Annotated in this window: 23 protein-coding genes; 10 read left to right on the top strand and 13 right to left on the bottom strand. The window is 62.8% G+C overall.

The genetic code is table 11. From position 1 onward, the window contains the following. Nucleotides 1-2: 2 nt before the first annotated feature. From ACFFJC_RS19740 to ACFFJC_RS19710, 7 genes are all read left to right on the top strand, one after another. Complete coding sequence (locus tag ACFFJC_RS19740) at nucleotides 3-1,007, top strand: type IV secretion system protein (RefSeq protein ID WP_379489101.1); 1,005 nt, start codon at nucleotides 3-5, stop codon at nucleotides 1,005-1,007. A 401-nt stretch (nucleotides 1,008-1,408) separates the two neighbouring features. Further along, entirely contained in the window at nucleotides 1,409-2,101 is a 693-nt protein-coding gene (locus tag ACFFJC_RS19735) for a VirB8 family type IV secretion system protein (protein ID WP_379489100.1), read from the top strand. Beyond that, nucleotides 2,098-2,937, top strand: a complete 840-nt coding sequence (locus tag ACFFJC_RS19730; RefSeq protein WP_379489099.1) for a TrbG/VirB9 family P-type conjugative transfer protein — start codon at nucleotides 2,098-2,100, stop codon at nucleotides 2,935-2,937. The genes ACFFJC_RS19735 and ACFFJC_RS19730 overlap by 4 nt, the downstream gene beginning before the upstream one ends. A 1-nt stretch (nucleotide 2,938) precedes the next feature. Beyond that, a complete protein-coding gene (virB10, locus tag ACFFJC_RS19725; protein ID WP_379489098.1) occupies nucleotides 2,939-4,138 on the top strand; it encodes a type IV secretion system protein VirB10 in 1,200 nt (399 codons plus the stop codon). Beyond that, nucleotides 4,135-5,145 (top strand): P-type DNA transfer ATPase VirB11, encoded by a 1,011-nt coding sequence (gene virB11, locus ACFFJC_RS19720; protein ID WP_379489097.1) that lies wholly within the window; start codon nucleotides 4,135-4,137, stop codon nucleotides 5,143-5,145. The genes virB10 and virB11 overlap by 4 nt, the downstream gene beginning before the upstream one ends. Beyond that, nucleotides 5,117-6,937, top strand: coding sequence for a type IV secretory system conjugative DNA transfer family protein (locus ACFFJC_RS19715; protein WP_379489096.1), 1,821 nt, complete (start codon nucleotides 5,117-5,119; stop codon nucleotides 6,935-6,937). Before virB11 ends, ACFFJC_RS19715 begins: the two co-directional genes overlap by 29 nt. Before the next feature lies 1 nt (nucleotide 6,938). Next, nucleotides 6,939-7,676 carry an LPD7 domain-containing protein gene (locus ACFFJC_RS19710; protein WP_379489095.1) on the top strand — a complete coding sequence of 246 codons (738 nt, stop codon included), beginning with the start codon at nucleotides 6,939-6,941 and terminating at the stop codon, nucleotides 7,674-7,676. Here the strand turns inward: ACFFJC_RS19710 and ACFFJC_RS19705 are convergent. The 6 genes from ACFFJC_RS19705 to ACFFJC_RS19680 form a co-directional block, all read right to left on the bottom strand. Further along, complete coding sequence (locus tag ACFFJC_RS19705; protein ID WP_379489094.1) at nucleotides 7,662-7,913, bottom strand: hypothetical protein; 252 nt, start codon at nucleotides 7,911-7,913, stop codon at nucleotides 7,662-7,664. The genes ACFFJC_RS19710 and ACFFJC_RS19705 overlap by 15 nt on opposite strands. An 87-nt stretch (nucleotides 7,914-8,000) precedes the next feature. Then, complete coding sequence (locus ACFFJC_RS19700) at nucleotides 8,001-9,116, bottom strand: relaxase/mobilization nuclease domain-containing protein (protein WP_379489093.1); 1,116 nt, start codon at nucleotides 9,114-9,116, stop codon at nucleotides 8,001-8,003. Then, the gene (locus ACFFJC_RS19695) at nucleotides 9,116-9,640 is read right to left on the bottom strand and encodes a plasmid mobilization protein (protein ID WP_379489092.1); all 525 of its coding nucleotides are present in this window, start codon (nucleotides 9,638-9,640) and stop codon (nucleotides 9,116-9,118) included. The genes ACFFJC_RS19700 and ACFFJC_RS19695 overlap by 1 nt, the downstream gene beginning before the upstream one ends. A gap of 243 nt (nucleotides 9,641-9,883) precedes the next feature. Next, complete coding sequence (locus tag ACFFJC_RS19690; protein WP_379489091.1) at nucleotides 9,884-10,879, bottom strand: ParB/RepB/Spo0J family partition protein; 996 nt, start codon at nucleotides 10,877-10,879, stop codon at nucleotides 9,884-9,886. Beyond that, nucleotides 10,876-11,616: a ParA family protein gene (locus ACFFJC_RS19685; RefSeq protein WP_379489090.1), complete on the bottom strand. Its 741-nt coding sequence runs from the start codon at nucleotides 11,614-11,616 to the stop codon at nucleotides 10,876-10,878. Before ACFFJC_RS19685 ends, ACFFJC_RS19690 begins: the two co-directional genes overlap by 4 nt. A gap of 3 nt (nucleotides 11,617-11,619) precedes the next feature. Continuing rightward, entirely contained in the window at nucleotides 11,620-11,811 is a 192-nt protein-coding gene (locus tag ACFFJC_RS19680) for a hypothetical protein (RefSeq protein ID WP_379489089.1), read from the bottom strand. Between the two features lie 155 nt (nucleotides 11,812-11,966). On the opposite strand from ACFFJC_RS19680, the gene ACFFJC_RS19675 reads away from it, so the two are divergent. After that, a complete protein-coding gene (locus ACFFJC_RS19675; RefSeq protein ID WP_379489088.1) occupies nucleotides 11,967-12,113 on the top strand; it encodes a YlcI/YnfO family protein in 147 nt (48 codons plus the stop codon). Here ACFFJC_RS19675 and ACFFJC_RS19670 read toward each other — a convergent pair. The 3 genes from ACFFJC_RS19670 to ACFFJC_RS19660 form a co-directional block, all read right to left on the bottom strand. Further along, entirely contained in the window at nucleotides 12,110-12,430 is a 321-nt protein-coding gene (locus ACFFJC_RS19670) for a single-stranded DNA-binding protein (protein ID WP_379489087.1), read from the bottom strand. The two genes, ACFFJC_RS19675 and ACFFJC_RS19670, sit on opposite strands and share 4 nt — an antisense overlap. Nucleotides 12,431-12,970: 540 nt before the next feature. Next, a complete protein-coding gene (locus ACFFJC_RS19665) occupies nucleotides 12,971-13,774 on the bottom strand; it encodes an RNA replicase (protein WP_379489086.1) in 804 nt (267 codons plus the stop codon). A 482-nt stretch (nucleotides 13,775-14,256) separates the two neighbouring features. After that, nucleotides 14,257-15,117 (bottom strand): replication initiator protein A, encoded by an 861-nt coding sequence (locus ACFFJC_RS19660; protein WP_379489085.1) that lies wholly within the window; start codon nucleotides 15,115-15,117, stop codon nucleotides 14,257-14,259. Nucleotides 15,118-15,419: 302 nt separating this feature from the next. Here ACFFJC_RS19660 and ACFFJC_RS19655 point away from each other — a divergent pair, with 302 nt between their 5' ends. Both ACFFJC_RS19655 and ACFFJC_RS19650 read left to right on the top strand, forming a co-directional pair. Then, the gene (locus ACFFJC_RS19655) at nucleotides 15,420-16,010 is read left to right on the top strand and encodes a recombinase family protein (RefSeq protein WP_379489084.1); all 591 of its coding nucleotides are present in this window, start codon (nucleotides 15,420-15,422) and stop codon (nucleotides 16,008-16,010) included. A gap of 206 nt (nucleotides 16,011-16,216) precedes the next feature. Further along, nucleotides 16,217-16,942, top strand: coding sequence for a DUF4142 domain-containing protein (locus ACFFJC_RS19650; protein WP_379489083.1), 726 nt, complete (start codon nucleotides 16,217-16,219; stop codon nucleotides 16,940-16,942). A 66-nt stretch (nucleotides 16,943-17,008) separates the two neighbouring features. Here the strand turns inward: ACFFJC_RS19650 and ACFFJC_RS19645 are convergent, their stop codons facing one another. The 4 genes from ACFFJC_RS19645 to ACFFJC_RS19630 form a co-directional block, all read right to left on the bottom strand. Continuing rightward, nucleotides 17,009-17,440 (bottom strand): MarR family winged helix-turn-helix transcriptional regulator, encoded by a 432-nt coding sequence (locus ACFFJC_RS19645; protein WP_379489082.1) that lies wholly within the window; start codon nucleotides 17,438-17,440, stop codon nucleotides 17,009-17,011. A 99-nt stretch (nucleotides 17,441-17,539) separates the two neighbouring features. Continuing rightward, nucleotides 17,540-18,967 carry an efflux transporter outer membrane subunit gene (locus ACFFJC_RS19640; protein WP_379489081.1) on the bottom strand — a complete coding sequence of 476 codons (1,428 nt, stop codon included), beginning with the start codon at nucleotides 18,965-18,967 and terminating at the stop codon, nucleotides 17,540-17,542. Continuing rightward, the gene (locus ACFFJC_RS19635; RefSeq protein WP_379489080.1) at nucleotides 18,967-20,493 is read right to left on the bottom strand and encodes a DHA2 family efflux MFS transporter permease subunit; all 1,527 of its coding nucleotides are present in this window, start codon (nucleotides 20,491-20,493) and stop codon (nucleotides 18,967-18,969) included. Before ACFFJC_RS19635 ends, ACFFJC_RS19640 begins: the two co-directional genes overlap by 1 nt. Then, a complete protein-coding gene (locus ACFFJC_RS19630; protein WP_379489079.1) occupies nucleotides 20,493-21,746 on the bottom strand; it encodes an HlyD family secretion protein in 1,254 nt (417 codons plus the stop codon). Before ACFFJC_RS19630 ends, ACFFJC_RS19635 begins: the two co-directional genes overlap by 1 nt. Between the last annotated feature and the right edge of the window lies 1 nt (nucleotide 21,747).

The following is a 21,747-nucleotide window of genomic DNA, read 5'->3' as shown; positions in this document are numbered from 1 at the left end:
TGATGGGTTTCAATATCTACACGGAGATGTTCAACCAACTCAACGCTGCTTTAGCGGGCGTGATCGCCACCTATGCGGGCGTGATCGGTTGGATTTCCGGCCCGCTCCGGGTGGGTGTGACGATCTACATCATCCTCCTCGGCTTCGCGATTTTGCGCGGCGCGGTCGAGTATCCGTTCCGAGAGTTCGTCTATCGCGGCATGAAGCTCGCCGCCCTCGTGTTCGCGGTGACGACGCTCTACGGCGCTTCGGTCGGGCTGCTCGCTATGAATGGTCTGCCAAGGGAAGTTGCGAACGCCGTTGGCGCACAGGACGTTAATGGCCTGGGCGGCTTTTTCGATGGCATTCTGAAGGGCGCGGTTCGCGCTATCGCAAACATCAAAGAGATCGTGGCTGCCCACACTGCTGAGGAAGGAGAGAATCTCGTCGGAATCCCAAATAATTGGGATGAGATCATTGTCAGCGAGATCATCAACGTCGTCATCATGCTGGCCGCGTTACTGGCCTCGGCCCTTGGCTTCGCGATCTGCGCATTCGCCCTTTTCGCGCTGTCTCTTCTCGCTGCTGTTGGGCCACTTTTCGTCGCCGCGCTGCTATTCGATTCAACCCGGCCATTCTTTTTCCAGTGGCTCGGCAGCATCGTAAATTACGTCATCCTCGTGGCTTTTTCGCTATTGGTGACGGTATTCATCGCCAACGCTGCTGACGCCTTTATCGACGCTATCACGCAAGACGACTCTCTGATCCTTGCGGCAGTCAAAGCCCTTGGATTCTACGCGCTCGGGTTTTTCTTCTTCCTACAAATACCGGCCATGGCAGCGGGTCTCGGCGGCGGCGGCGCTTCATTGGCATCGCAGTTTGCCAACGCCGCAACAGGCGGCATCGCACCGATGATCGGACGCGCATGGTCAAACGCACCGCAGCGTGCCCTCAATCGCTGGCAGCAAAGTCGTGCTCGGCGAGCTGAATCACGTGCCGCTGGCGGCACCCTCTACAATAACAGCTAACGGGAGACCCGGCATGAAGCTCGGCTCGGCACTGGCCTTTCTCGCCCTCGCGGCCCTTACTCCATCGGTCCCGGCAAGCGCCGCCAAGGACGAAAAGCTGCCTCGCTGTAACGGGCGGCAAAAACGGCCTGCCAACCCTTATGGGACGGTGTTGCCGACGATCCCGGCCCGGAACGCAGCCTCGGCCGCCACGGTGCCGTCCGCTGGAGGTGTGCCACGTGGCACACCCTCGCCACAGCCTGCGCCTCCGCCCACTACCAACCTTTTCCCTCCTGAGAGCGCCACGCCGGCCCCTATAGGGCCGGACACGTCGCGCAACGAGAAGGTGCCCCCTATCGGCGCCTCCGCCACAGGCACCGGCCCCGCCGTGGCGCTCCACACCTCATATGCGAGTTGCTGACATGGCGATCGGCGTGAAGGATAAAGAGGAAGATCTGAAGGCTTACTTCGCGGAAGCGGAAAGCTGGGACAGGGACCGGTTTGTTGCTGCGGTCCGCTCGCGGCGGATTGCCTGGATCGTCGCGGTCGTCGCGATTGTGTTTGCCGCGATCTGCGCCGCCGCCGTGCTGGCGCTGTCGCCGCTCAAGACGGTCGTGCCCTATGTCGTGACCGTCGACCGCTCAACGGGGGCCACGGAAGTCACCCAGGAGCTGCGCGGTGACAAGACGATCACCTATGACGAGGCGATCCGTAAATATTTCCTCGCGGACTATGTGCGCGCTCGGGAGGGCTGGATTCCCCAAGCGCGCGAGGAGTTCTTCCGCAAAGTGTTGGCGCTGTCGGCGCGGGAGGAACAGACTCGTTGGACGGCCTTCTACAAGAAGGACAATCCAGATTCTCCGCAAAATCAATTCACCGCCAGCGATGCGGTGTTCGTAGCGATCAAGTCGGTCGCCTTTATCTCGCCGAACGTGGCGCAGGTCCGGTTCATCAAGCGGCTCCAGCGCGATCAGCAGGTGATCGAGACACCAGCCATCGCCACCATCACTTTCGATGTGCTGTCGAAGCCGGAAACGGAGTCCGGTCGCTACGCCAATCCGCTCGGATTTCAGGTGAAGACATACCGGGCCGACGTGGAGGTTCCCGCACGATGAAGACGATCCTGCTTCTGGCCGCGGCGATCGGCGCCGCGACGGCCACACCGGCGCTGGCACAGACCCCGGCGCAGCGCGGCCCCGACGCCCGCATCCGCGAGGTCAATTACACCGACGGTAACGTGATCCAAATTCGGAGCGCGTTCCGGACCGCGACGCAGATTGAGTTTGCTCCCGGTGAGGTCATCAAGTTCGTAGCGATGGGCGACACGGTTTCCTGGGAGGTCGCGCCGGCTGAAAACTCCCTCTTTGTGAAGCCTCGCGAGCGTGCTGGTGCCACAAACCTGATTGTGGTGACGGATTTCCAAGGGACCAAGCGCAATTACACTTTCGAACTATCGGCGGTCGCGTCCGCGCGGTCGCCGGGTACGTTCTTCAAGGTCCGACTCCGCTACCCTGAATATGAAGCTGCGCAGGCCCGGTTGGCGGCGCAGCGCCAACAGCTTGCCGCCGCCCTCGCAGCGCAGAACGGCGCGATCAAGGCGGCGCTCGATATAGGCGTCCTCGAAGGCACGCGCAATCTCAACTACAAGGTCCAGGGCTCGTCCGACCTTCAACCGTCCGAAGTTAGCGACAACGGGCAATTCACGGTCCTGCGCTTCCCAAACCAGCGCGAGATCCCCGCCATCTTCACCGTCAATCCGGACGGAAGCGAGGCAACTGCGCCGTTCGACGTTCGCGACGAGTTTGTCGTCATCCACGGTGTTTACAAGGAATTGCGCCTCCGCCGGGGGAAGGTGGTGCTGTGCATCTACAACGAAAGCCCGAGCTTCTACGGCCGCGATCCCAAGACGGACACGGCCTCGGAAGCGGTTGAGCGCACGACGGAGAACTGACGTGTCCGATAAAAGATTCGACGTCGATGCGACGCCCGACGTGAATGAAATCGACCGCGCCCCTGCAGCCGATCGTCCGAACCGCATCCCGTCGCTCAATGCCGTCCAATGGGACAATAAGAAGATGGTGGTGGGCGCGGCCCTGGCCGGCGCTGTCGTGTTCGGCGTTCTGTCGCTCGTCACCGGCTCGGGGAGCGACAACAAGGCGCTCGAAGCTCGCAAGGCTCCTCCTCCCGCTGCGGAAGCGCCCTACGATCCCAATTCGGTCATAGCGCCGACGCTGGCGACGGCGCCCCGCGACCCGAACGCCCCGGTCCAGCTCGCCGGCGAACAGGTGCCGGCGATCGGCCCCGATGGACAGCCGATCACGCCCTATGGATCAGCAGGCGGTCAGCAAAGTCGGGGCGTCAGCGAAGCCGAGCGGCGCGCTAACGAGGCGCGTGAGCTGCGCGACAATGCCCGGCGATCGACCCTGATCGCCTACAATGCCAATCAGGGCGTCAGCCGCGCGCTGAGCGACGTCGCCGGCGTTGCCTCCGGCAATGGTCAGAACGACGGAGGTAGCACGCCACCCCGGACGACGAACCTCGATACGCTGAAACAAACCTCGTCGATCGGCACGGCCTCGGCGCGCATGATCGGGGACCGTAACTATCTCGTCACCGCAGGCGCCATCATCCCCTGCACGCTGCAGATCGCAATGGACAGCAGCGTGCCCGGCTACACGACATGCATCATTCCTCGGGACGTCTATTCCGATAATGGTCGTGTCGTTCTGCTCGAGAAAGGCACGCGGGTCTTCGGTGAGTATCAGGGCGGATTGCAGCGCGGCCAAAATCGGCTGTTCGCGATGTGGACCCGCGCTGTCACCCCTCGTGGCGTCGCGATCGACATCGGCTCGCCGGCCTCCGATCCGCTCGGCCGCGCCGGCATCACCGGCAAGATCGATCGATTCTTCTGGCAGCGCTTCGGCGCCGCGATGCTGTTCAGCGTGCTTGACGCTGGCGGGCAAATCGCCGGCCAGGCCGTCAGTCCGCAAGGCTCGTCAGTGTTCCGCACGCCGGGCGATACGACCTCGCAAATTCTCCAGGACACCCAGAACATTCGCCCGATCGTGCGCGTCAACCAAGGGTCCGAGCTGGCGATCACCGTCGCCAAGGACTTCGATTTCTCGCAAGTCTATGGCCTGGGTCTGAAATGAACGCCCCGTTCCGCAACACGGCAATCCTCGATCATGCCGTTCGGCCGCTTCGGCGCTACCTCGATGACGACGGCGTTACCGAAGTCATCATCAACGAGCCTACAATCATCGGCGTCGAGCGGCGCGGAGGCTGGACCTGGGAGAGCGAAGAGGATCTGACGCTCGAAGCGCTCAACCAACTCGCGCGCGCAGCGGCGGCCTTCACTTCGCAGGACGTGACGCGCGAAAATCCGATCTGCTCGACAATTTTTCCGACCGGCGAGCGCGTCCAGCTCGTGCTGCCTCCTGTGGTGCCCGACGGCACGGTGTCGATCACGATCCGCAAGCCGTCGACGAAGACGCTCACCATGCAGGATTTTGAGGCGGGCGGCCTGTTCGCGGACACGAAGGTCGCGAGCAAGCGCGTCAGCCCCGTCGAAGAAAGGCTACTCGGCCTGCTCCATGCGGGGAGGCACGTGGAGTTTTTCGAACTCGCAGTGCGCAGCCGGCTCAACATTCTGATTTCCGGCGCCACGGGCTCAGGCAAAACGACATTTTCCAAGGGCCTGATCCAGCTCATCCCGGAGCATGAGCGCCTGCTGACGATCGAGGACACGCGCGAACTGGTGGTGCCGCACAAGAATGTGGTCCACATGATCTACAGCAAGGATGGCACCGGCACCGCCAAGGTGACAGCCAAGGAACTGCTGGAAAGCGCGCTGCGCATGAGGCCAGACCGGATCCTGCTCCAAGAGCTGCGCGACGGCACAGCATTCTTCTATCTCCGCAACGTCAACAGCGGCCACCCCGGCTCGATCACCACCATCCACGCGGACTCGGCCGAGCTGGCGTTTGAGCAATTGACCCTACTCGTGAAGGAAAGCGAGGGCGGCGCTGACCTCGCACGCGACGACATCCGCTCGTTGCTGAAAATCCTCGTCGATGTCGTGGTGCAGATGAAAAAGGAGGAAGGCGAGTTTCGGATCACCGAGATCTACTATGATCCGGCAGGGCGCCATGCAGCCTAGAAAGGGCACCATCCTCGCGATGGGCATTCCCGTCGCGCTGGTCGTCGCCTTCCTCATCGCATCGGTCGTGGCGTGGATTTACCTCGGCCTCCCCAGCGCAAAGTTCGACATTTTCAAGATGCCGGCGTTCTTCTGGTATTATCGGCATGATCCGGTCGTGCTGAAGGCCCTCGCCGGCGGTGGCTTGGTTGGTGTTCTCATCGCGCGCCTCATGCTGTGGTGGGTCTTGAAGCGGAAGCCGCCGCTGCACGGCGCGGCGCGCTTCGCGAAGGAAGGCGAGATCCGCCACGCCGGTTTCCGTGCCGGCAGCGGCATCGTCCTTGGCAAGAAGGGTGGCAAATTCCTCACATTCGGCGGGAGCGAACATTGCATCGTCGAGGCCCCTACCCGTTCGGGCAAAGGTGTCGGCATTGTCATTCCGAACCTGTTGTCGTGGCAGGAATCCGTCGTGGTTCTCGACGTGAAGCGCGAGAATTGGGACGCCACGGCAGGGTTTCGGCAAACCTATGGGCAAGCGGTTTATCTGTTCAACCCGACCGACCCGGAAGGGCGGACCGCTCGCTACAATCCCCTCGGCTATATTGATCGCACCGACACCGACCAAGTGGTGATCGAGCTGCAGAAGATCGCCACCATGCTGTTCGTGCCGCCTGAGCGTGGCGAGCCCTTCTGGACGGACTCGGCGCGCACGGCCTTTGTCGGCGTCGGGGCGTATCTCGCGGTTGCCGATCAGCCGTTCACCATCGGCGCGATCTACCGGCTGATGACGACCGGCGACACGCGGGGCTTTTTCCGCCGCGTTCTTGACGATCGCTCGCTCGTTCTTTCGCAGGGGTGCCGTAATGCGCTCGCAGATTTCACATCGGGCGCGGACAACACGTTCGCCGGCATCGTCCAGACCGTCACCTCCAAATTGAGCCTTTGGCTCAACCCGCGCGTCGATGCGGCAACAGAAGAGTGCGACTTCGATCTGCGCGAACTGCGCACCAAGCCCATGTCGATCTATCTTGGCGTCTCGCCCGACGAACTGGATCGGGTCGCCCCCCTCTATAATCTCCTTTTCCAGCAGCTCGTCGATCTGAACGTGCGCGATCTGCCGGATGAAACCACGCCCCTGAAAATCCTCGTCATTCTCGACGAGTTTGCGCGCATCGGCCGCGCCCAGGTGATCGCCAGCGCCTTCTCCTATGTCGCCGGCTACGGCATCCGTCTTCTTCCGGTGATCCAGTCCCGATCGCAGCTCCGCGCCGTCTATGGCGAGCATGTCGCCAACGAAATCGTCGCCAATTGCGGTGTCGAAGTCGCCTTCACGCCCAAAGAGCTGCGGGTCGCTAATGAGTTATCCGAGCGGATCGGCTACATCGGACAGGAGTCCATCACCAAATCGCTTACGATACACGGCGTCCTCGCCAACCGCTCCAAGTCGATGTCGGACCAGCGCCGTGCGCTCCTGCTCCCGCAAGAGCTGATGCAGTTTCCCGACGACGAACTATTGCTGCTGCGCGGCGGAATCCCGCCGATTCATGGCGACAAAATCCGCTACTATGCCGACAGCCTGTTCCGCGCGCGCGTGCATCCCGCGCCCGTGGTGCCGCAGATTCCGCGAACGCTGCGCGACGATGAGGACCTGCCCGATTGCGTCATGCCGACGTTCGACCAGCTAACCGATCCTGATCCTTTCACGTTCGCGATGGATTGCGTCGTCACCCAAGATCACCCGGACATGCTCATCGACGTGTTGGCCGAGCAACGTGGCAACGAGGTTGTAGGTGTAATCGAACAGGAGCGGTGACATGGTTGAGAATGTCGAAGCGACCGGCGCTGGCAAGGAAGGCGAAAGCCGTCGCCGGCGACCGATGGAAGTGCCTGCTGAGCTGGACTCTCGGTTCCTCCGCGTCGGGAACAAGCTCTATCGCAGCGCGCATGACAAAGAGGCTGTGGCCACACTCACCCCCGATCGGATCAAGGCAAAGGATCGGGACTCACTGCCCGACCTGATCCGGCTCGCCAAGGAAAACGGATGGACATCGATCAAGGTCAGCGGCGATGCCGAGTTTCAGCGCGCCGCCTACCTCGCCGCCTCGGCGCAGGGGATCAAAGTCGATGGCTATAAGCCTGATGAGAAGACCAGGGCTGCGGCTGAACGCGAGCAAGCGCGTCAGGCCGGCACCCCCGACAACCAAGCCCGATCTACGCGAACGGCGAACCAGGCTCGCGATACGAAAGAACAGGCCGAGCCTCGCTCCGATCTGGCCGAGCGCTTCCGTCGGCAGTCTGATGTGCAAAACGCGAAAGACCCCGAGCTGCGCAAGGCGCAAAGCCATGTTGCGCTTGCTATGGCAGTCGCGACCGAACGCTTCCCCGACGATCACGCGAAGCGCCGCGAGTTCGTGGCGGAACGCAAGGAAGAGGTGGCGGCTCGGCTCGGCCGCGGTGAGGCGATCGCCGGCATCGAGGTGAAGACGCGGCAGGAACAGCGCGTTCGCGAGATGGCCCAGGACCAGATATTGCAGAAATCACGATCGAGATGATGACCACATGTGAGATTTGGGGATTGCGGCCACGAAGCTGATAAGCCGCGCGTCGCGCGCGCCAATGCCGACCTCGGCTTTGAACCATTGGCGGTCATCGGCGATTAGATTGACGACTGCGATCGGGGCGCCAAGCGCCTCGGCGGCCAATTTTACAACGTCGTCAAAATCGCTTTCGCGCGCGGTATCGAGAATCTGATAACGCCGAAGTGCCGCAATTCTATCAGTTTCTCGCAAACTCGTACTCACCGCCTCACCGCCCTGCCAATGCAACTTAGCAGACGGTCGAAAAAAATCGAGAATTTGCGCTGCCGATGCCTCATCTCAGCGCCGCCTCGTGGGAGGAGGTGTGCCACGTGGCACACCCCGATCAGGGGGTCGCCGATCCTGATCTGTCCGCTCCTGGGCAACTTTCACGCGCGCCTCCGCCTCGCGCAACATGCGATCGGGGAGTGTTTCGATGCTGGCACGCTCCTGAATGAACTGCCGCACGTCACGCGCGAGCTTTCGATCCTCGTGGTCGGCGCTGCGATCGAGCTGTTGAGCCGCCACTTCGTAGCGTTGTTTGGTGTCCTGCCACCGCTCTCGCGTCTTCGAGACGAACGCAGGTTGCTCAGCTTTACCAAGGGCGATCTGCATCGCCTCGCGCGCTTGGCGTAGGTCTGTTTCGGTAGGCTGACGAGACGCGCCGCTGCGAATACGCGCACGCAACTGGGTCAGCGCCATGCTGGTCCCCGCCCTCCCCTGTCCGCGTGTATAGCGCGGCGTTGCCTCCGCCTCGACGCCACGGCTGCGCAGCGCTTCGGCAAACGCTTCTCGAAACCGAAACAGATCCTCGCGCCTCGGATCGAAGCGCGTGCGATTAAGCCCCTCCGCCTGCACCGTTAGATGGACATGCGGGCGCGGCGTATCCGTATGAAGCGCCATAAGATAATCGTGATTGTCGCCGATCATGCGTTCCGCCGTCTCGCGCACCGCTTGTTTCACGGTCTCCGGATCGGTGCCGGCAGGCATGGAGAACACCATCGCCACGGCTGAAACCGTTGTGCCGCGCCGCCAATAAAGCGCATCGGACCACTCATCGGCGATCTGCTGCACGTCGTCCTTGGTAGCGACGAACTCGCCGTCCCGCGTTTCAAGCGGAATATCCCCGTGGCGGCCGATATAGTCGAGATGAGCGGCGAGATGCTTGGCCCCCTTCTTGCGCCCCGTGACTTTGACCAGCACCTCCGGGGTGCGTCGGACAACGCGCGCGAGCGTGGCCTTGGCCGAGCCTCGCAAGCTCGCATGTATCGACGAGGCTGCTGATCGGGCCGCGAATGGGCCGGTGCCGTTGACCAGGTGCCGCGCATAGCGAATGTTTGGATCGCTCACGAGACGGGGCTTGAAGCTCGGCTTCAATGCGCCCCACAGCTCATCCTCGCGATCTCCAAACGGCATTAGTCGACTACCTCCCAAAAGGCGGTCTCGCCACGCAGCACGTCCGCCAGCGCGGCGATCTGCTCGTTGATCTCTTCACGCATGTCGGCAATGCGGCGCAGCTCGCGATCGATTTGCAACCCGCTGTCCGCCATCATCGCGGCGTTCCCCGCCTTCATGGCCTGGTTGAGATTTCGACCGATCCGCGTGAGCTGCATCCGGATCGGGGCCACCGCATCGCGCAGGCCATCGTCGACGCTACCCTTGAGGCCAAGATGGCGGCGCACAAGCGCCTTGATCCATCCCGCTCGATCAACACCGCGCTGGGCCGCCTTGTGATCGAGGACAGACGTTTCTGCATCGGTGAAGCGCAGGTTCACGCGATTGCTGGGGCTTTCTGCCCTCGGCGCGATCCGGGGAGCATCGGCAACGTGCTTCAACGACTGTTGCAGGACCGTGCGAAGAAGGGCGCTGCGCCCTCCCCTGCCCTCTGCCACGGCGTCGAAGGCCGCCAGCAGCTCGCGATCGACACGCGCCGTCAACATCGCTGATTCCTTGGTGGGGGATGCAGGGTGCGACGAGGTTGGCATGGCCCGCATAGGGATAATGTAATACATCCGACACCGCAACACCTATCCTGCCATTAAACATACCCCACCAAAATCAACCTTCAAGTGTGCCACGTGGCACACCCAATCCGTCTTGGAAGTGATGAAGTCGCGGAAAGGAAGGATGGGACCAGGGCGTGAGTGTCGGCCGCTGCCGACGCTCTCCGTTTCAACCGTCGATCAGCGCCAGCTTACGATCCGCGGTTCTGTTTCACCGTCGAAATGCACCAGCGCTTCGACGACCATCGCACGCTTGCCCTCGATCTCGATCGTCGGTCGCTCCACTCGCTGCTTGCCGCCCTTCGGCTTGGACGCAGCGCGCGGGGCAGGGGCCTCGCCGATCGTTGGCGCAACCGGAACGATCGTCTCGTCCAACGCGCGATCGGCTTCGTCGTCCCTGATCTCGTCCGTTGTTGCTCCTGACGGCGAGGTGATGGGCGTAGCGTCAGAGGTCCCGTCGGATTGCGGAACAGAGGGCAGCGTCTCCTCCTCAAAGGCCGGCGCTGGCTTCGGCGCGGACTTCTTCGCGCCAACCTCACGCGCGAACCGCTCGCACGCCAGCACGGTCATATCCTCGGGCGCGGTGTTAGCGACGAACGCGCGAGTTGCCGCATCGTCGGTCTTGGCGGCTTGGGTGAGCGCGACGGCGCTTCTCATCGAAATATCGGCGAACAGACCTGCGATATAGTCGGGAGCCTTGGCGAGTCCTTGATAGCGGGTAAGCAACGTCCTGTTGCGGCCCGTCGCCCGCGCCAGCTCGGCGAGCGAACGCCCCTTCGCGACCTGGCCGGTGACAAACCGGATCATGTCGGCCGTCGATAGATCCTCGCGCTGATCGTTCTCGATGAACTGATCGATGCGAACCTGCTCAACATCATCAGTCTTGCTGACTATCGCGCGGACCTGAACGCCCAGCTTCTGGCACGCCCGCCAGCGCCGCTCGCCGAACATGATCCGATAGCGCCCATCGGCATCCTTCCGCGCAACGGTGATCGGTTGGAGCTGCCCGCGCTCTTTGATGGTCTCGGCCATCTCGTCGATCGTCGCGTCGTCGATATGGCTGCGAACATTCTCCGGATCGGGATAGAGCAGTTCGGTATCGAGGAGCTGGACGCGATCGGCGTCCGCAACCGCCGCCTTCTCGCTGAAAACGTCAAAGCCGGTAAAGTCTGTCATGCGTGGCTCCCGATCCGGGTCATGGCTTCCTCGAGAAAGGCGCGCATCGGGGGAAGCGAGGTCCGCACGTCCTTTTCGAACCGCCACACCGGCACATGCTCTTGGATGGCCTGGCTGTAATGTGCGCGTTCCGGAAGATAGGTGCTGAATAGGTTGCGGCCGATCTTGCTCTTGATCGCGGCCAGCATGTCCATCTGATGCCTGTCATTGGCCCGCACGCGGTTGGGGATCAGCCCGACGACATGGATCGGAGTTCGGCGCTTGCTGTTCACCGTCGCGATCGAATCCGAAACCTGCTTGGTTGCGGCGGGACCGAACGGCCCCAGCTCGACGGGCACGATCAGGTGATTACACACTAAGAGTGCTGCGAAGTTGATCCACGACCACGAAGGGGGCGTGTCGATGACGCAATAGTCAAAATACGGATCGAGCGCCGGAAAGTTCGCACTGAGATTGGTGAGCGCGCGCGGGTAATCGGCGTCATACTCGCCGCCCATACGGTTCGAGTAAATCGCAAGTCGAGGAAAGCTGGCAGGCGGCACATAGCCCGGTTCGAACAGCGGCTTACAGGTGCCAAGACTTTCGAAGTCGGCGAGCGCATCGGTCGCGTTGCACTGGCGATCGAGATCAAGAAACAGCACGCGATGGCCCGCGTCTGCGAGATGCCATGCCACATGGCAGGCGATCATCGTCTTTCCGGCACCGCCCTTTTCCACATTGATGGCAATCGTCTTCACGCCTTACCAGCCTCGGTCGGAATTGTTGTTCCAGTGGTCGTAACCGCGATAATTCGAATCGGTGCGCGTATTGCGACGCGCCTCCTCATCCGGCGTATCTCCGCTCCAGATGCGCGGATTATCGCCACCACCGCCCCTAAGGACGGCCCAAGCGATCAGGACGAACAGCCCGATCGTCAGCAGATTACCCAACATGGCCTTCGCCTCCGTCGCCTTGATAAAAGGCCCAACCTGTAATAAGTGGTATCTGAAATGACGTCAATAGGTGGTATCAGAAATATGCGTACCTCGCGATGACCACTAGCAAATCTGGAACGGCAGGTCGCCCACGGATTAACGCGGAAAAGACGATGGCGCGATTTCCGGAAGGGACGTTGGGCCGGATCAAGGCCGCGCTGCGCGATGGTGAGAACCAGTCGGACTTCATGCGCGAGGCCGTTGAACTGGAACTTCGCCGGCGAGAGGGGCCGCCGGTAGGCGGCCCCGACCGCTCTTAGTCGCGATCCTCCGTGCCCTTGGCGAGAACCGCGAAGCCGTCCGCGATCAGCTCCACCGTGTAGCGCCGGCCTTCGGCGCTGTCGTATGAGTTCTGGCGGACGCGGCCCGTGATATGCACCAAGTCACCCTTCTGAGCCTTGGCGGCGCGCTCGATCAGCTTGCCGAACAGCGTCACCTCGTTCCAGTGCGTGTCCGTGACCCATTCGCCATTTTCCTGGCGGTTATAGTTGGCGGCGACGTTCACCTTCGTCACCTTGTCATGCTCTGTGATCTTGCCGATCCGGCCGATAATCCGAAATTCCGCGATATTTTGCATGGTCCTGTCCTTTTAAGCGATCAGGCTCATTCCTGATGGGATTTGAAGGGGCGTGCAGGCGCCGCGATCAAGCGAAAAAACGGAGGGTCCGCGTAGCGGAAACCGTAGGCGCAGCCGGTTATTTGCTTGATCGTAGAAGGCGGCCAGCGCCCATTTTCCCATCGATCCAGGAATAGCCAATCAGAAGGCAACGGGCTGTGATTTTCGCGCCACGGATCTCGCGCCGGAAAGTGGATGATGGCGTGGCAAGATGATGGTCGACCAGGCCGCCACGGCCGCGGCGAATTTGGACGGCGGAAACGTCTGAAAAGAGGACGTCGGCGCCGATCGTGCGCTCCCCGACGCTGGAGGCATGGCGCTACGGTCGCGTTCGTCGATGAAAAACGCCTGCACCAAGCACGAAGGCGGCCATTTGAGCGCGACGGTAAACGCTTGCTCCTCTCGGGAGCATCGCGACGCGAAGCGGCGCGTCCGACGGTTTGGCTTGGTGCTGTTGGTGCCATTCGGGCTCTGAGGGTTCGATCAGGACCGTCTGCGCCGTCAGGCGTTAGAGCGTTGGCCGACTAGGCCAACTCCATCTGTGCTTAGATTATATGAATCTAGGAGCGGTTGACCATTTTTTTGAGACTCTTGTTTCTCGATCGCGATGGCGAGACTGTCGAGTACGCGCCGCAGGCCCTCATCCTCAATTTCCTCGGCAACGACTTGGCGGGGCGTGCGCCAAAGACGCATGGCCTCGATCTCTTCGATCCGATCGACCTCCCGCTGCACCACATCGTCGGGGAGGGGAACGGGCCGGAGAAAGCGCGGAAGGAAGCGGGCGAGCCGGTTGGGGAAACTCATGCGATAGACGTTCGACGTCTGCGCATTGCGCGCTTTGGGGCGATCGGCGGGCGGGTCGATCGGAACGCATCGACGCTGCTTCTCGAGCAGGCCCATTGTGGCGAGGATCGACAAGCCGCGGCCTACGCTGGCGCGGGACAGGCCGGTTGCGGTCTCGATCCATTCCCAGGTCGGGAACACCTTGCCGGCGCAGGTTCGGGCGAGGGTGGTAAGCTGCTCGAACACACGGACGGCTGCCGGCGTGATCAGCGTGACAAGCCGCTCATCCTCGGTGAGTTGACGCCCCTCGGCGCGGGCGAGCCGACGCACAGCGTTCTTGCGCTTCAACAACTCCACGGCCTTCTTGTAGAGCCGATCGGTTTCGCCCTTTGCGTAGCTGTAGAAGAAGTCCTCTTCGAACGTGCCGGCCTTCCGGCTGTTCGGATGAACATGCGCACGAGTGGGATTTGATGCGCCCGATCGCGATCGTGGACGCGCTCGCTCGATGCGGTCGAGCGCCATGAAGCTCGCCCTCGCGAGTGTAACAGCTCCCATCTTCCGTCCCCTTCTTGGGGCCGGGACCAGGCAAAACTAGAGCGTGGCGCGAAGTGCGCTCCCTTGAACCAAGGCTCAGGAACAGGTATGAGGGGGGTGTCTTACGTCCCGATCGATGCCGCCAAGCATCGCTCATCACGTTCCAGGATGCCCGGCCTTCGTGCCGGGCTTTCTTTTATGTGGTCACAGCTGCTCCCCGTCAGGCCGAACGCAGGATGCTTTCGGCACCCGGTTATTTTTGGCGAATTAAGAGGTGCCGCGAAACAGTTGAAGTTCGTGCTTTCGCTGACCGACTCGAACAAATTTTCGTGCTTTCGCCGACCGATTGCGGGGGCGTTCGTGCTTTTGCCGACCCGACTTCATGCTTTCGCTGACCGAAGTTCGTGCTTTTGCCGACCGATCAGTTCGACACCGCCAAGCTGATTCGCAATACCGAATAAAGGAGGCGGTTAGACAGTCGCCAGAAGGGGGCGGGGAGTAATCTTGACGCGATCAGCGCCGGCATTTCGACGCGAGCGGCCCTTGTCTGATGTTGGCGCCCCTTCGATCAAATCGAAGGCGAAGCCCGGGATGCCGTCTTCGTCGGCTATTCGTTTCAGCTCATAGCGGAAATGCTTGAGCGAGCTTTGATAGCCGAGCTGCAACCGCAGCTCGTCAAGATCAACATCGACCGCGCCATGCACACATGCCGATCGCGCGACTTCATACAGCCGGCGCTCGATCGGGCCGAGCTGAAAATAGGTGGGCGCATAGTCCAGCACCCGCCGATCGCGCAGAATGGCTCGATAGAGCCAATCACACAGGCGGACCTTCACGGCTTTCAGCCGTTTATCGCCGGTCTTCGTCTTGGTGTAATGAAGCTGCGCTTCGGACAGCCAAGAGAAAAAGCCGGCCTGGCCTTCGCCTCCTGCCTCGATATTCGTCTTGATCTGCGTGCCCTGCAGCCGCTCCAGTGCGTCCGACAGTCGAGAATAGGAGCGGGCCGAACCGTTGACGCCGGTGACACGGAACAGATCATGCGCGGTAAAATAGAAGTCCTGCGACACGCCCACCCCGGCGTCCAGCTTTGCCACCATGAGACTGGCGATATAAAGCAGAACCTCTTTGTCGTAGATCGTGGCCACGCCCTTTGCGGTCGCCACGATCTCGATCGACACCGTTTCGGTCTTATAGGCGAGCGGCTTGGTCCATTTCCCTTTGCTCAATGCGAAGAAGGGAAAGGCCATCAACGAACGCTCGCCGCGAACCTCGGTCAGCAAAGGGCTGTCGAGCGCAAACAAGTCGCCCTGGATCGATGTAGCGTCGCTCATCGCTTCGCCGCTCCGGTTTGGCGATCGGTCGCCAAAAGCACGAAGATCAGACGGGAATCGGCCTGTCCCCACCGTCCCGGCCCCGATTGAAGGCAAAAGTTCGTGCTTTTGATGACCGTTCGCCGCTGAGCCTGACCGCGTTCGTGCTTTTGGCGACCGCGGCAACGGGCGTGTCTCGCAAACGATCGATTATGAGACGGGGCCATGTGAGAACGTGTAGCAGGCGTGCAGCACGTATCAAAACACTTTCTCGATTGAGCTGGATCGTGGTAGGCGCGAAAGATGAGTTTTGAGAACCATTCATGCTGATCGGCTATGCGCGCGTCTCGACGCCGGAACAGGATCTAACGCCCCAGCTCGACGCGCTGCGCGAGGCGGGCTGTGAGAAGATATTCAGCGACAAGGCGAGCGGTGCCAAGGCGAACCGTGCCGGCCTGGCCGAAGCTTTGTCACACGCGCGCGCCGGCGACGTGATGGTGATCTGGAAGCTGGATCGGCTCGGCCGAACCTCCAAAGGTCTGATCGACCTCGCGACGGAGCTGGAAGAGCGCAACGTCGGCCTTCGCTCGATTACCGATGGGATCGACACTTCCGGAACGGCGGGAAAGTTCGTGTTCCGCATCCTCGCCGCGCTGGCCGAAATGGAACGCGATCTCATCCGCGAGCGGACGACGGCGGCGCTGATGGTGGCGAAGCGCGAGGGCAGGACAGGCGGTCGCAAGACAGTGATGACGCCGAAGCGGATCGAGGCCGCGCGCAAACTGCTCGCTTCGGGCATGACGGCGCGCGAAGTCGCGCCGGCAATCGGAGTCTCGGTGCCCACCCTCTACCGCCATCTTCCGGCGCCGATGCAGGACGCGATCGGCGTGGAAGGGGAAGGCGCGGAAGCGTGAACGTCTTGCTTTTCAGCGGCGGGGACGGGCTGTCCGCCCTGACGATCGACGCGGAAAGGCGAGCCTTCCTGACGAGCAAGATGCCATCGCGCTGATCGGGGAATATGGATTCTGCTGTTTCGAGGGCCGTCAGACCAGATTTTCCCTCGGCGCCGACGGCACCAGATTTAGACTCAACCGGCATGGGAACGGCTCCCCGAGCCGTCGTGTTCATCATCGCCGTGTACCTCCAGACGTCCGAGCAGCCACCCGTCCGGGCACGTCTTGCCGGGGTGAGGTCAGGGAAAAGGGAACCGTTTCGTTTCTTTATCGTTCCAGCCACTGATTTCGCTTACTACTTGACAACAACAACGGAGGTATCGATGAAGATTGCTATTGTCGCTGCTCTGCTCACCCTTGCGCCGGTTCCAGTGTTGGCGCAGGCCGTTTCGCCCGCCACTCCGGGAACTATGACCAGCGCCGACGTCGGCGTCTCGCCGATCTCGAGCCAGAGCGGACCCAATTACGTGCTCGCCGCGGCCGACGCCAACCTCTACCAGATCAAGGCCGCGCAGCTCGCCGCGACGCGGGCGCAGCGAGACGACGTCAAGGCCTACGCGAAGCGCGTGCTGGCGGAAACGCAGAGCAGCCACAAGGCGTTGCTGGCAGCGCTGAAGAATGATCAGCGCACGATCAAGGCGCCGCCCTCGAGCCTGTCCGCCGACCGCGCTGCCCTCCTCAAGCTGCTCCAGAAGGCACCCAAGGGTGCCTTTGACAACCTGTATCTGACCCAGTCGGCGCAGGTCCAGCAGGCCGCCTGGGCGGTGAACAAGGGTTATGCGCAGGACGGAACCGACCCGGCGCTTCAGCAGATTGCCGGTACTGCGGTTCCGATGCTGGAGAACGAACTCACCACCGGCAAGTCGCTGACCCCCTCCGGGCTTGCAGGATAGGTGATACCCGCCGGGCCAGGTCGATGAAGCCCCCCTTCGATCTGGTCCGGTACCTGTTTGCGGCGCTTACTGCCGGGAGTGCAGCCTGCGAAATTGCTCCCGCGCCTCACCGCGCATGAGATGCTGCATTAGGATCCAGTAGCCCGTGACGGCTGTGTCTCCTGCCGCCGGATACGAGCCCGCCATGTTGCGCCTAAGGTCCTCGAAAAGCGCTTGCTCTAGCGCACGTCCCTCTTCGGTAAGCGACAGCAGCTTCTGCTGTCGATCGCGCTCCCCGACCCGCCCGCAGACGAGCCCGCGATCCATCAGATCCCGCATCACCCTGCCAAGCGATTGCTTCGTGACGCAAAGAACGTCCAGCAGCTCGCTGACCGAAATTTCCGGGAACCTGCCGAGGAAGTACAGGGCGCGGTGATGCGCCCGCCCGAGGGTACGCGTCGCCAGCTCGGCATCGGCATGCGCCAGATGGGATCTGTGGGCGAAGAACATCAGATCCATCCTCCCCTGATCGCGTCATCACGCAGATACTGGGCAGGAGGCGGCAAAAGCGGAGCCACCCCGCGGTCGGTGCTCTCCCCTCGCATCATTGCAAGACCGTCACTTCTGGCTCCACCCAAGTCCCATCGCCTTTTGGAGGGCGACAAAGGCCCGATCAAGCTCGCCAGTCGCTTCCAGCACCGACTGTTCGGCAGCTAGCGCCGCGCGTTCGGCATCGATGGACGTGGTCAGCGGTATCGCTCCCTGCGCGTATCGCTGCCCGGCATAGGACGCTGACTGCCTGGCACCGTTCCGGCTCGCGATAGACGAAAACAGGTTCCGGCGCTGATTGCCGAAGCGGGTCAGGCTGGTTTCCGCGTCCGACAGCGCGCCGAGAATCGCCTTGCGATATTGCGCTTCCGCCTCGTCGCGATCGGCCTGCGCCTGCTCGACCCGGGCACGATTGCGGCCGAAGTCGAGGAAACTCCAGCTGATCCGCGGCAGGAAAAGGCCCGCGAAGCTGTCAGGATCGACCACATCGGCAATATTGGGACCACCGAGGCCGATGATACCCATGATGCTGACCGACGGGAACTGCCGGGCAACGTCGACTCCGATCTGCGCGTTCGATGCCGCCAGCTGCCGCTCGGCCGCGCGAATGTCGGGCCGGCGTCGCAGCATGGCGGCAGGATCGCCGATCGCGACAGTCCTTGGGATCAGCGGAATCGGGGCAGGGGTAGACAGTAAGGCATCGTGCGCACCGGGCTCATCGCCGGTGAGCAGGGCGAGCTGGTCCAGCGTGGTCGCGATCTGTCCCTCGAGCGGCAACAGTCCGGCCTCCGTGCGGGTCAGCTCGGTCTTCAGCCGAACCACCTCGTCGCGCGACGATGCACCGAGTTGCTCGCGCTGTTGAAGTAGGGCGAGTGATCGCTGCTGAAGCTGCGCGGAGCGGCGGGCCAGGATCAGGCGCTGCTGAAGTTCGCGCAGGGTCACATAATTCTGGGCAACCTCCGCCGAGAGGCGAACCTGCGCATCGGCCCTGTTAGCTTCGGCCGCCTGAGCCTGGGCCTCGGCACCTTCGGCAGCGCGGCGTCGCCCGCCGAACAGATCGATCTCCCACGACGCGTCCAGGCCGGCGTTGTAGAATTCGGCCCTGACACGATCGGATTGCTCGCCTTGCGTCGGCAGCGCGAGCGAGCCTGCGGGAAGATCAGCGACGATCGATGTCCCTGACGCCGAGACGGTGGGAAGCTGGTTCGCGCGCTGTTCGCGCAAGCTGGCGCGCGCCTTGCGGATGCGCGCCTCGGCGATCGCCACGTCCGGATTTGAGGCTAGCGCGCGGTCGATCAGCATCGTGAGCTGTGCGTCGCCCATGCCTTCCCACCAGCGTGCGACAGGGGGCTGCGGTGACGTGACAGCCTGATCCGCGCGGCGAAATGTCGATCCCGGCCGCTCGCCGCTCGCAACGCCCGGCGGGCCTTCATAGTTGGGTCCGACAACGCATCCGGTTAGGAGTGTGGGGAGAATGGCCCAGCCAAGTCGCTTCATCAGTGCATCGCCATCTGCGTGTCGGAGGAGATCGGGCGGAGAAACAGCGCCAGCGGCGTCGTGATCGCGACCGCGACGCTCAGCGCGAAGAACAGGTCGTTATAGGCCATGACGGTAGACTGCTCGAGGAGTTGACCTGCGAGCTGCCGATAGGCGCCGGCTTCACCGGACGGCATGGTCATGGCTCTAGCGAACCATTCCTGCGTGGTGGCCGCATTGGCCGACACCGTCTCACCCAGCCGGTTGAAATGAAGGAAAGTCTGCCGATCCTGGAGGGTCGCCATCAGGGCAAGGCCGATCGATCCGCCGAGGTTGCGCCCCGCGTTGAACAGCGCGGACGCATCGCCGGCATCCTCGGGCGCCACGGCGCTGATCGCGGCCTGGTTGAGGAACATCATGGCGAAGATCTGCCCGAAGCCGCGGACGAGCTGGGAATCCGTCAGATCGCCCCCGGCCGACTGGGCGGTGAGATGCCAATCCATCGCGCAACTGACGCCCATCAGCGCCATGCCGACAAAAACCGCCAGCCGGACGTCGAGGTATTTGAACGCGAGCGGCAGGAACGGCATCAGCATCAGGGCGGGGATGCCGGAGACGAAGACCACCTTGCCCGATTGCAGCGCGCTGTAATCCGCCATCGACGAGAGGAACTGGGGGATGAGGAAGGTCACGCCGTAGAGCACGACGCCGATGATGAGGCTGAGGACGAAGACGCTGCCGAAGGAGCGGCTGAAGATCAGCGACAGCTTGAGCACCGGATACGCGGAGCGGACCTGTCCGATCGTGATGAGCGCGAAGCCGAAGACCGTTGCGATCGCAAGCTTCACGATCAAGGCGGACTCGAACCACATCTCTCGCTGACCCTCCTCGAGCATGACGGTTAGCGCACCCAGGCCGATTGCGAGCCCTGCGATCCCGAGCCAGTCGGCATGGCGCAGCTGGTCGAGCCGCAGACGCTCATGCTTGAGCCCGAACAACAGGAGCAGGACGAGCCCGGCACAGACCGGCACGTTCAGGAAAAAGGCGTAGTGCCAGCTATAGTTGTCGGTGAGCCAGCCGCCGATGATCGGCCCGAGCACCGGACCGAGGATCGCGGTGCCGCCGAACGCGGCGGTGCCGATCGGCTGCTGCGATGGCGGGAGCCGCGTCGCGATGATGGTCATCGCGGTCGGGATCAGGGCACCGCCGGTGAAGCCTTGGCCCACGCGCCCGGCGACCATCATCGGCAATGTCGTTGAAATGCCGCACACTATGGAGAAGCCAGTGAAGCTGACCGCAGCGCCGAGAAGGAAGTTGCGCAGCCCGAAAAGCCGTACGAGGAAGGGGCTGAGCGGGATCATGACGATCTCCGCTACGAGATAGGCGGTCGCGACCCAGGTGCCCTCCGTTCCGCTCGCGCCGATCTCGCCCTGGATGGTTGGCAAGGCCGCATTGACGATCGAGATGTCGAGCAGCGCCATGAACGACCCGATCGTGCCAGCCGCGACGGCGAGCCAATCGCGCAGGCCTGCGCGTTGGGCTGCCATCAGCGCGGGTCCTGCGTCTCGCCGCGCTTCAAACGCTTGGTTTCCTGCTCGATCCGTTCCCGGCTGCCCTTGGCACCGATCGTATCGACCGTGACCTCGACCGACAGACCGGGACGCAGCACCCGGCGCGCCTCCGGGCCCGCCTCGATGCTGATGCGCACGGGCACCCGCTGGACGATCTTGGTGAAGTTGCCGGTGGCGTTCTCAGGCGGGATCAGTGAAAACTGCGCGCCCGTCCCCGGAGAGAAACTGGCGACCCGGCCTCGCAGTTCGGCGCCGTCCAGTGCATCCACCTTGATGGTGACCGGCTGTCCGACGCGCATCAGCGCGACCTGCGTCTCCTTGAAGTTAGCCTCGATGTACAGTTGATCGACCGGCACCACCGACATCAGCCGGGTCGCCGGCTGGACATATTGCCCGGCCCGCACCGCCTTGTCGGCGACAACGCCGTCGATGCTGCTGCGGATCTCGACGGCGCCGAGATCCGTCGAGGCGCGCGCAAGCTGCGCCTGCGCGGTGCCGCGCTGCGCCTCCGCTTGGTCGATGCGAGCCGCTTGTGTCGCGACACTGCGACGGGCGGCGAGGTAGGCCGCGCGCTGCGCGCGCAGCTCCGCGCCGGCTCGATCACGCTGCAGGACAAGGTTGGCGAGGCGCTCGCGCGATTCCGCTCCTGTGCGGGTAAGCGGTTCGTAACGTCTTACCTCGTTCTCTGCCGCTGCCGCGGCAGCCGCGGCGCTCGCGACCTGGGCGGCGGCCTGGGCGACCGTGGCCTGCTGCTCGTCAAGCGTCCGGCGCGCGGTCGTGATGTTGGCGCCGGCAGCGGCGATCTGGGCTTGCGCCTGTTCGACATTGGCGCGGTAGTCACGAGGATCGAGGACGGCGAGCAGCTGGCCGCGGCGGACGGGCTGGTTGTCGGCGACGAGGACACGCTCGACATAGCCGCCGACCTTCGGTGAGACGGTCACGAAGTCCGCGCGCACATAGGCGTTGTTGGTCGACTGCAGGTACTGGCCCCGCTGCCGATAGTTGATGTACCAGAAAGCCGCCGCGACAATCCCGAGGATCAGGGCTCCGATCAGGACGTAGCGGATGATCGGATAACGCTCGAGAAGCCCGGGCTTGTTGTCCTTCTTGCCGTCCTCGTCCTTCCGGTCGTCGCCCCCTTGATCGGATCGAGACCCATCCCGGCTGCGCTCGTCCGATCCCTGCCTGTCGGACCCATGCTCGCCGCACTCGGTCTGCGCGTCAGCCACT

Origin of the sequence: Novosphingobium soli, assembly GCF_042432915.1 — a bacterium.
GTDB lineage: Bacteria > Pseudomonadota > Alphaproteobacteria > Sphingomonadales > Sphingomonadaceae > Novosphingobium > Novosphingobium soli.
The sequence above is the reverse complement of the archived record's forward strand: the minus strand, read 5'-3'. Positions and strand labels throughout refer to the sequence as shown.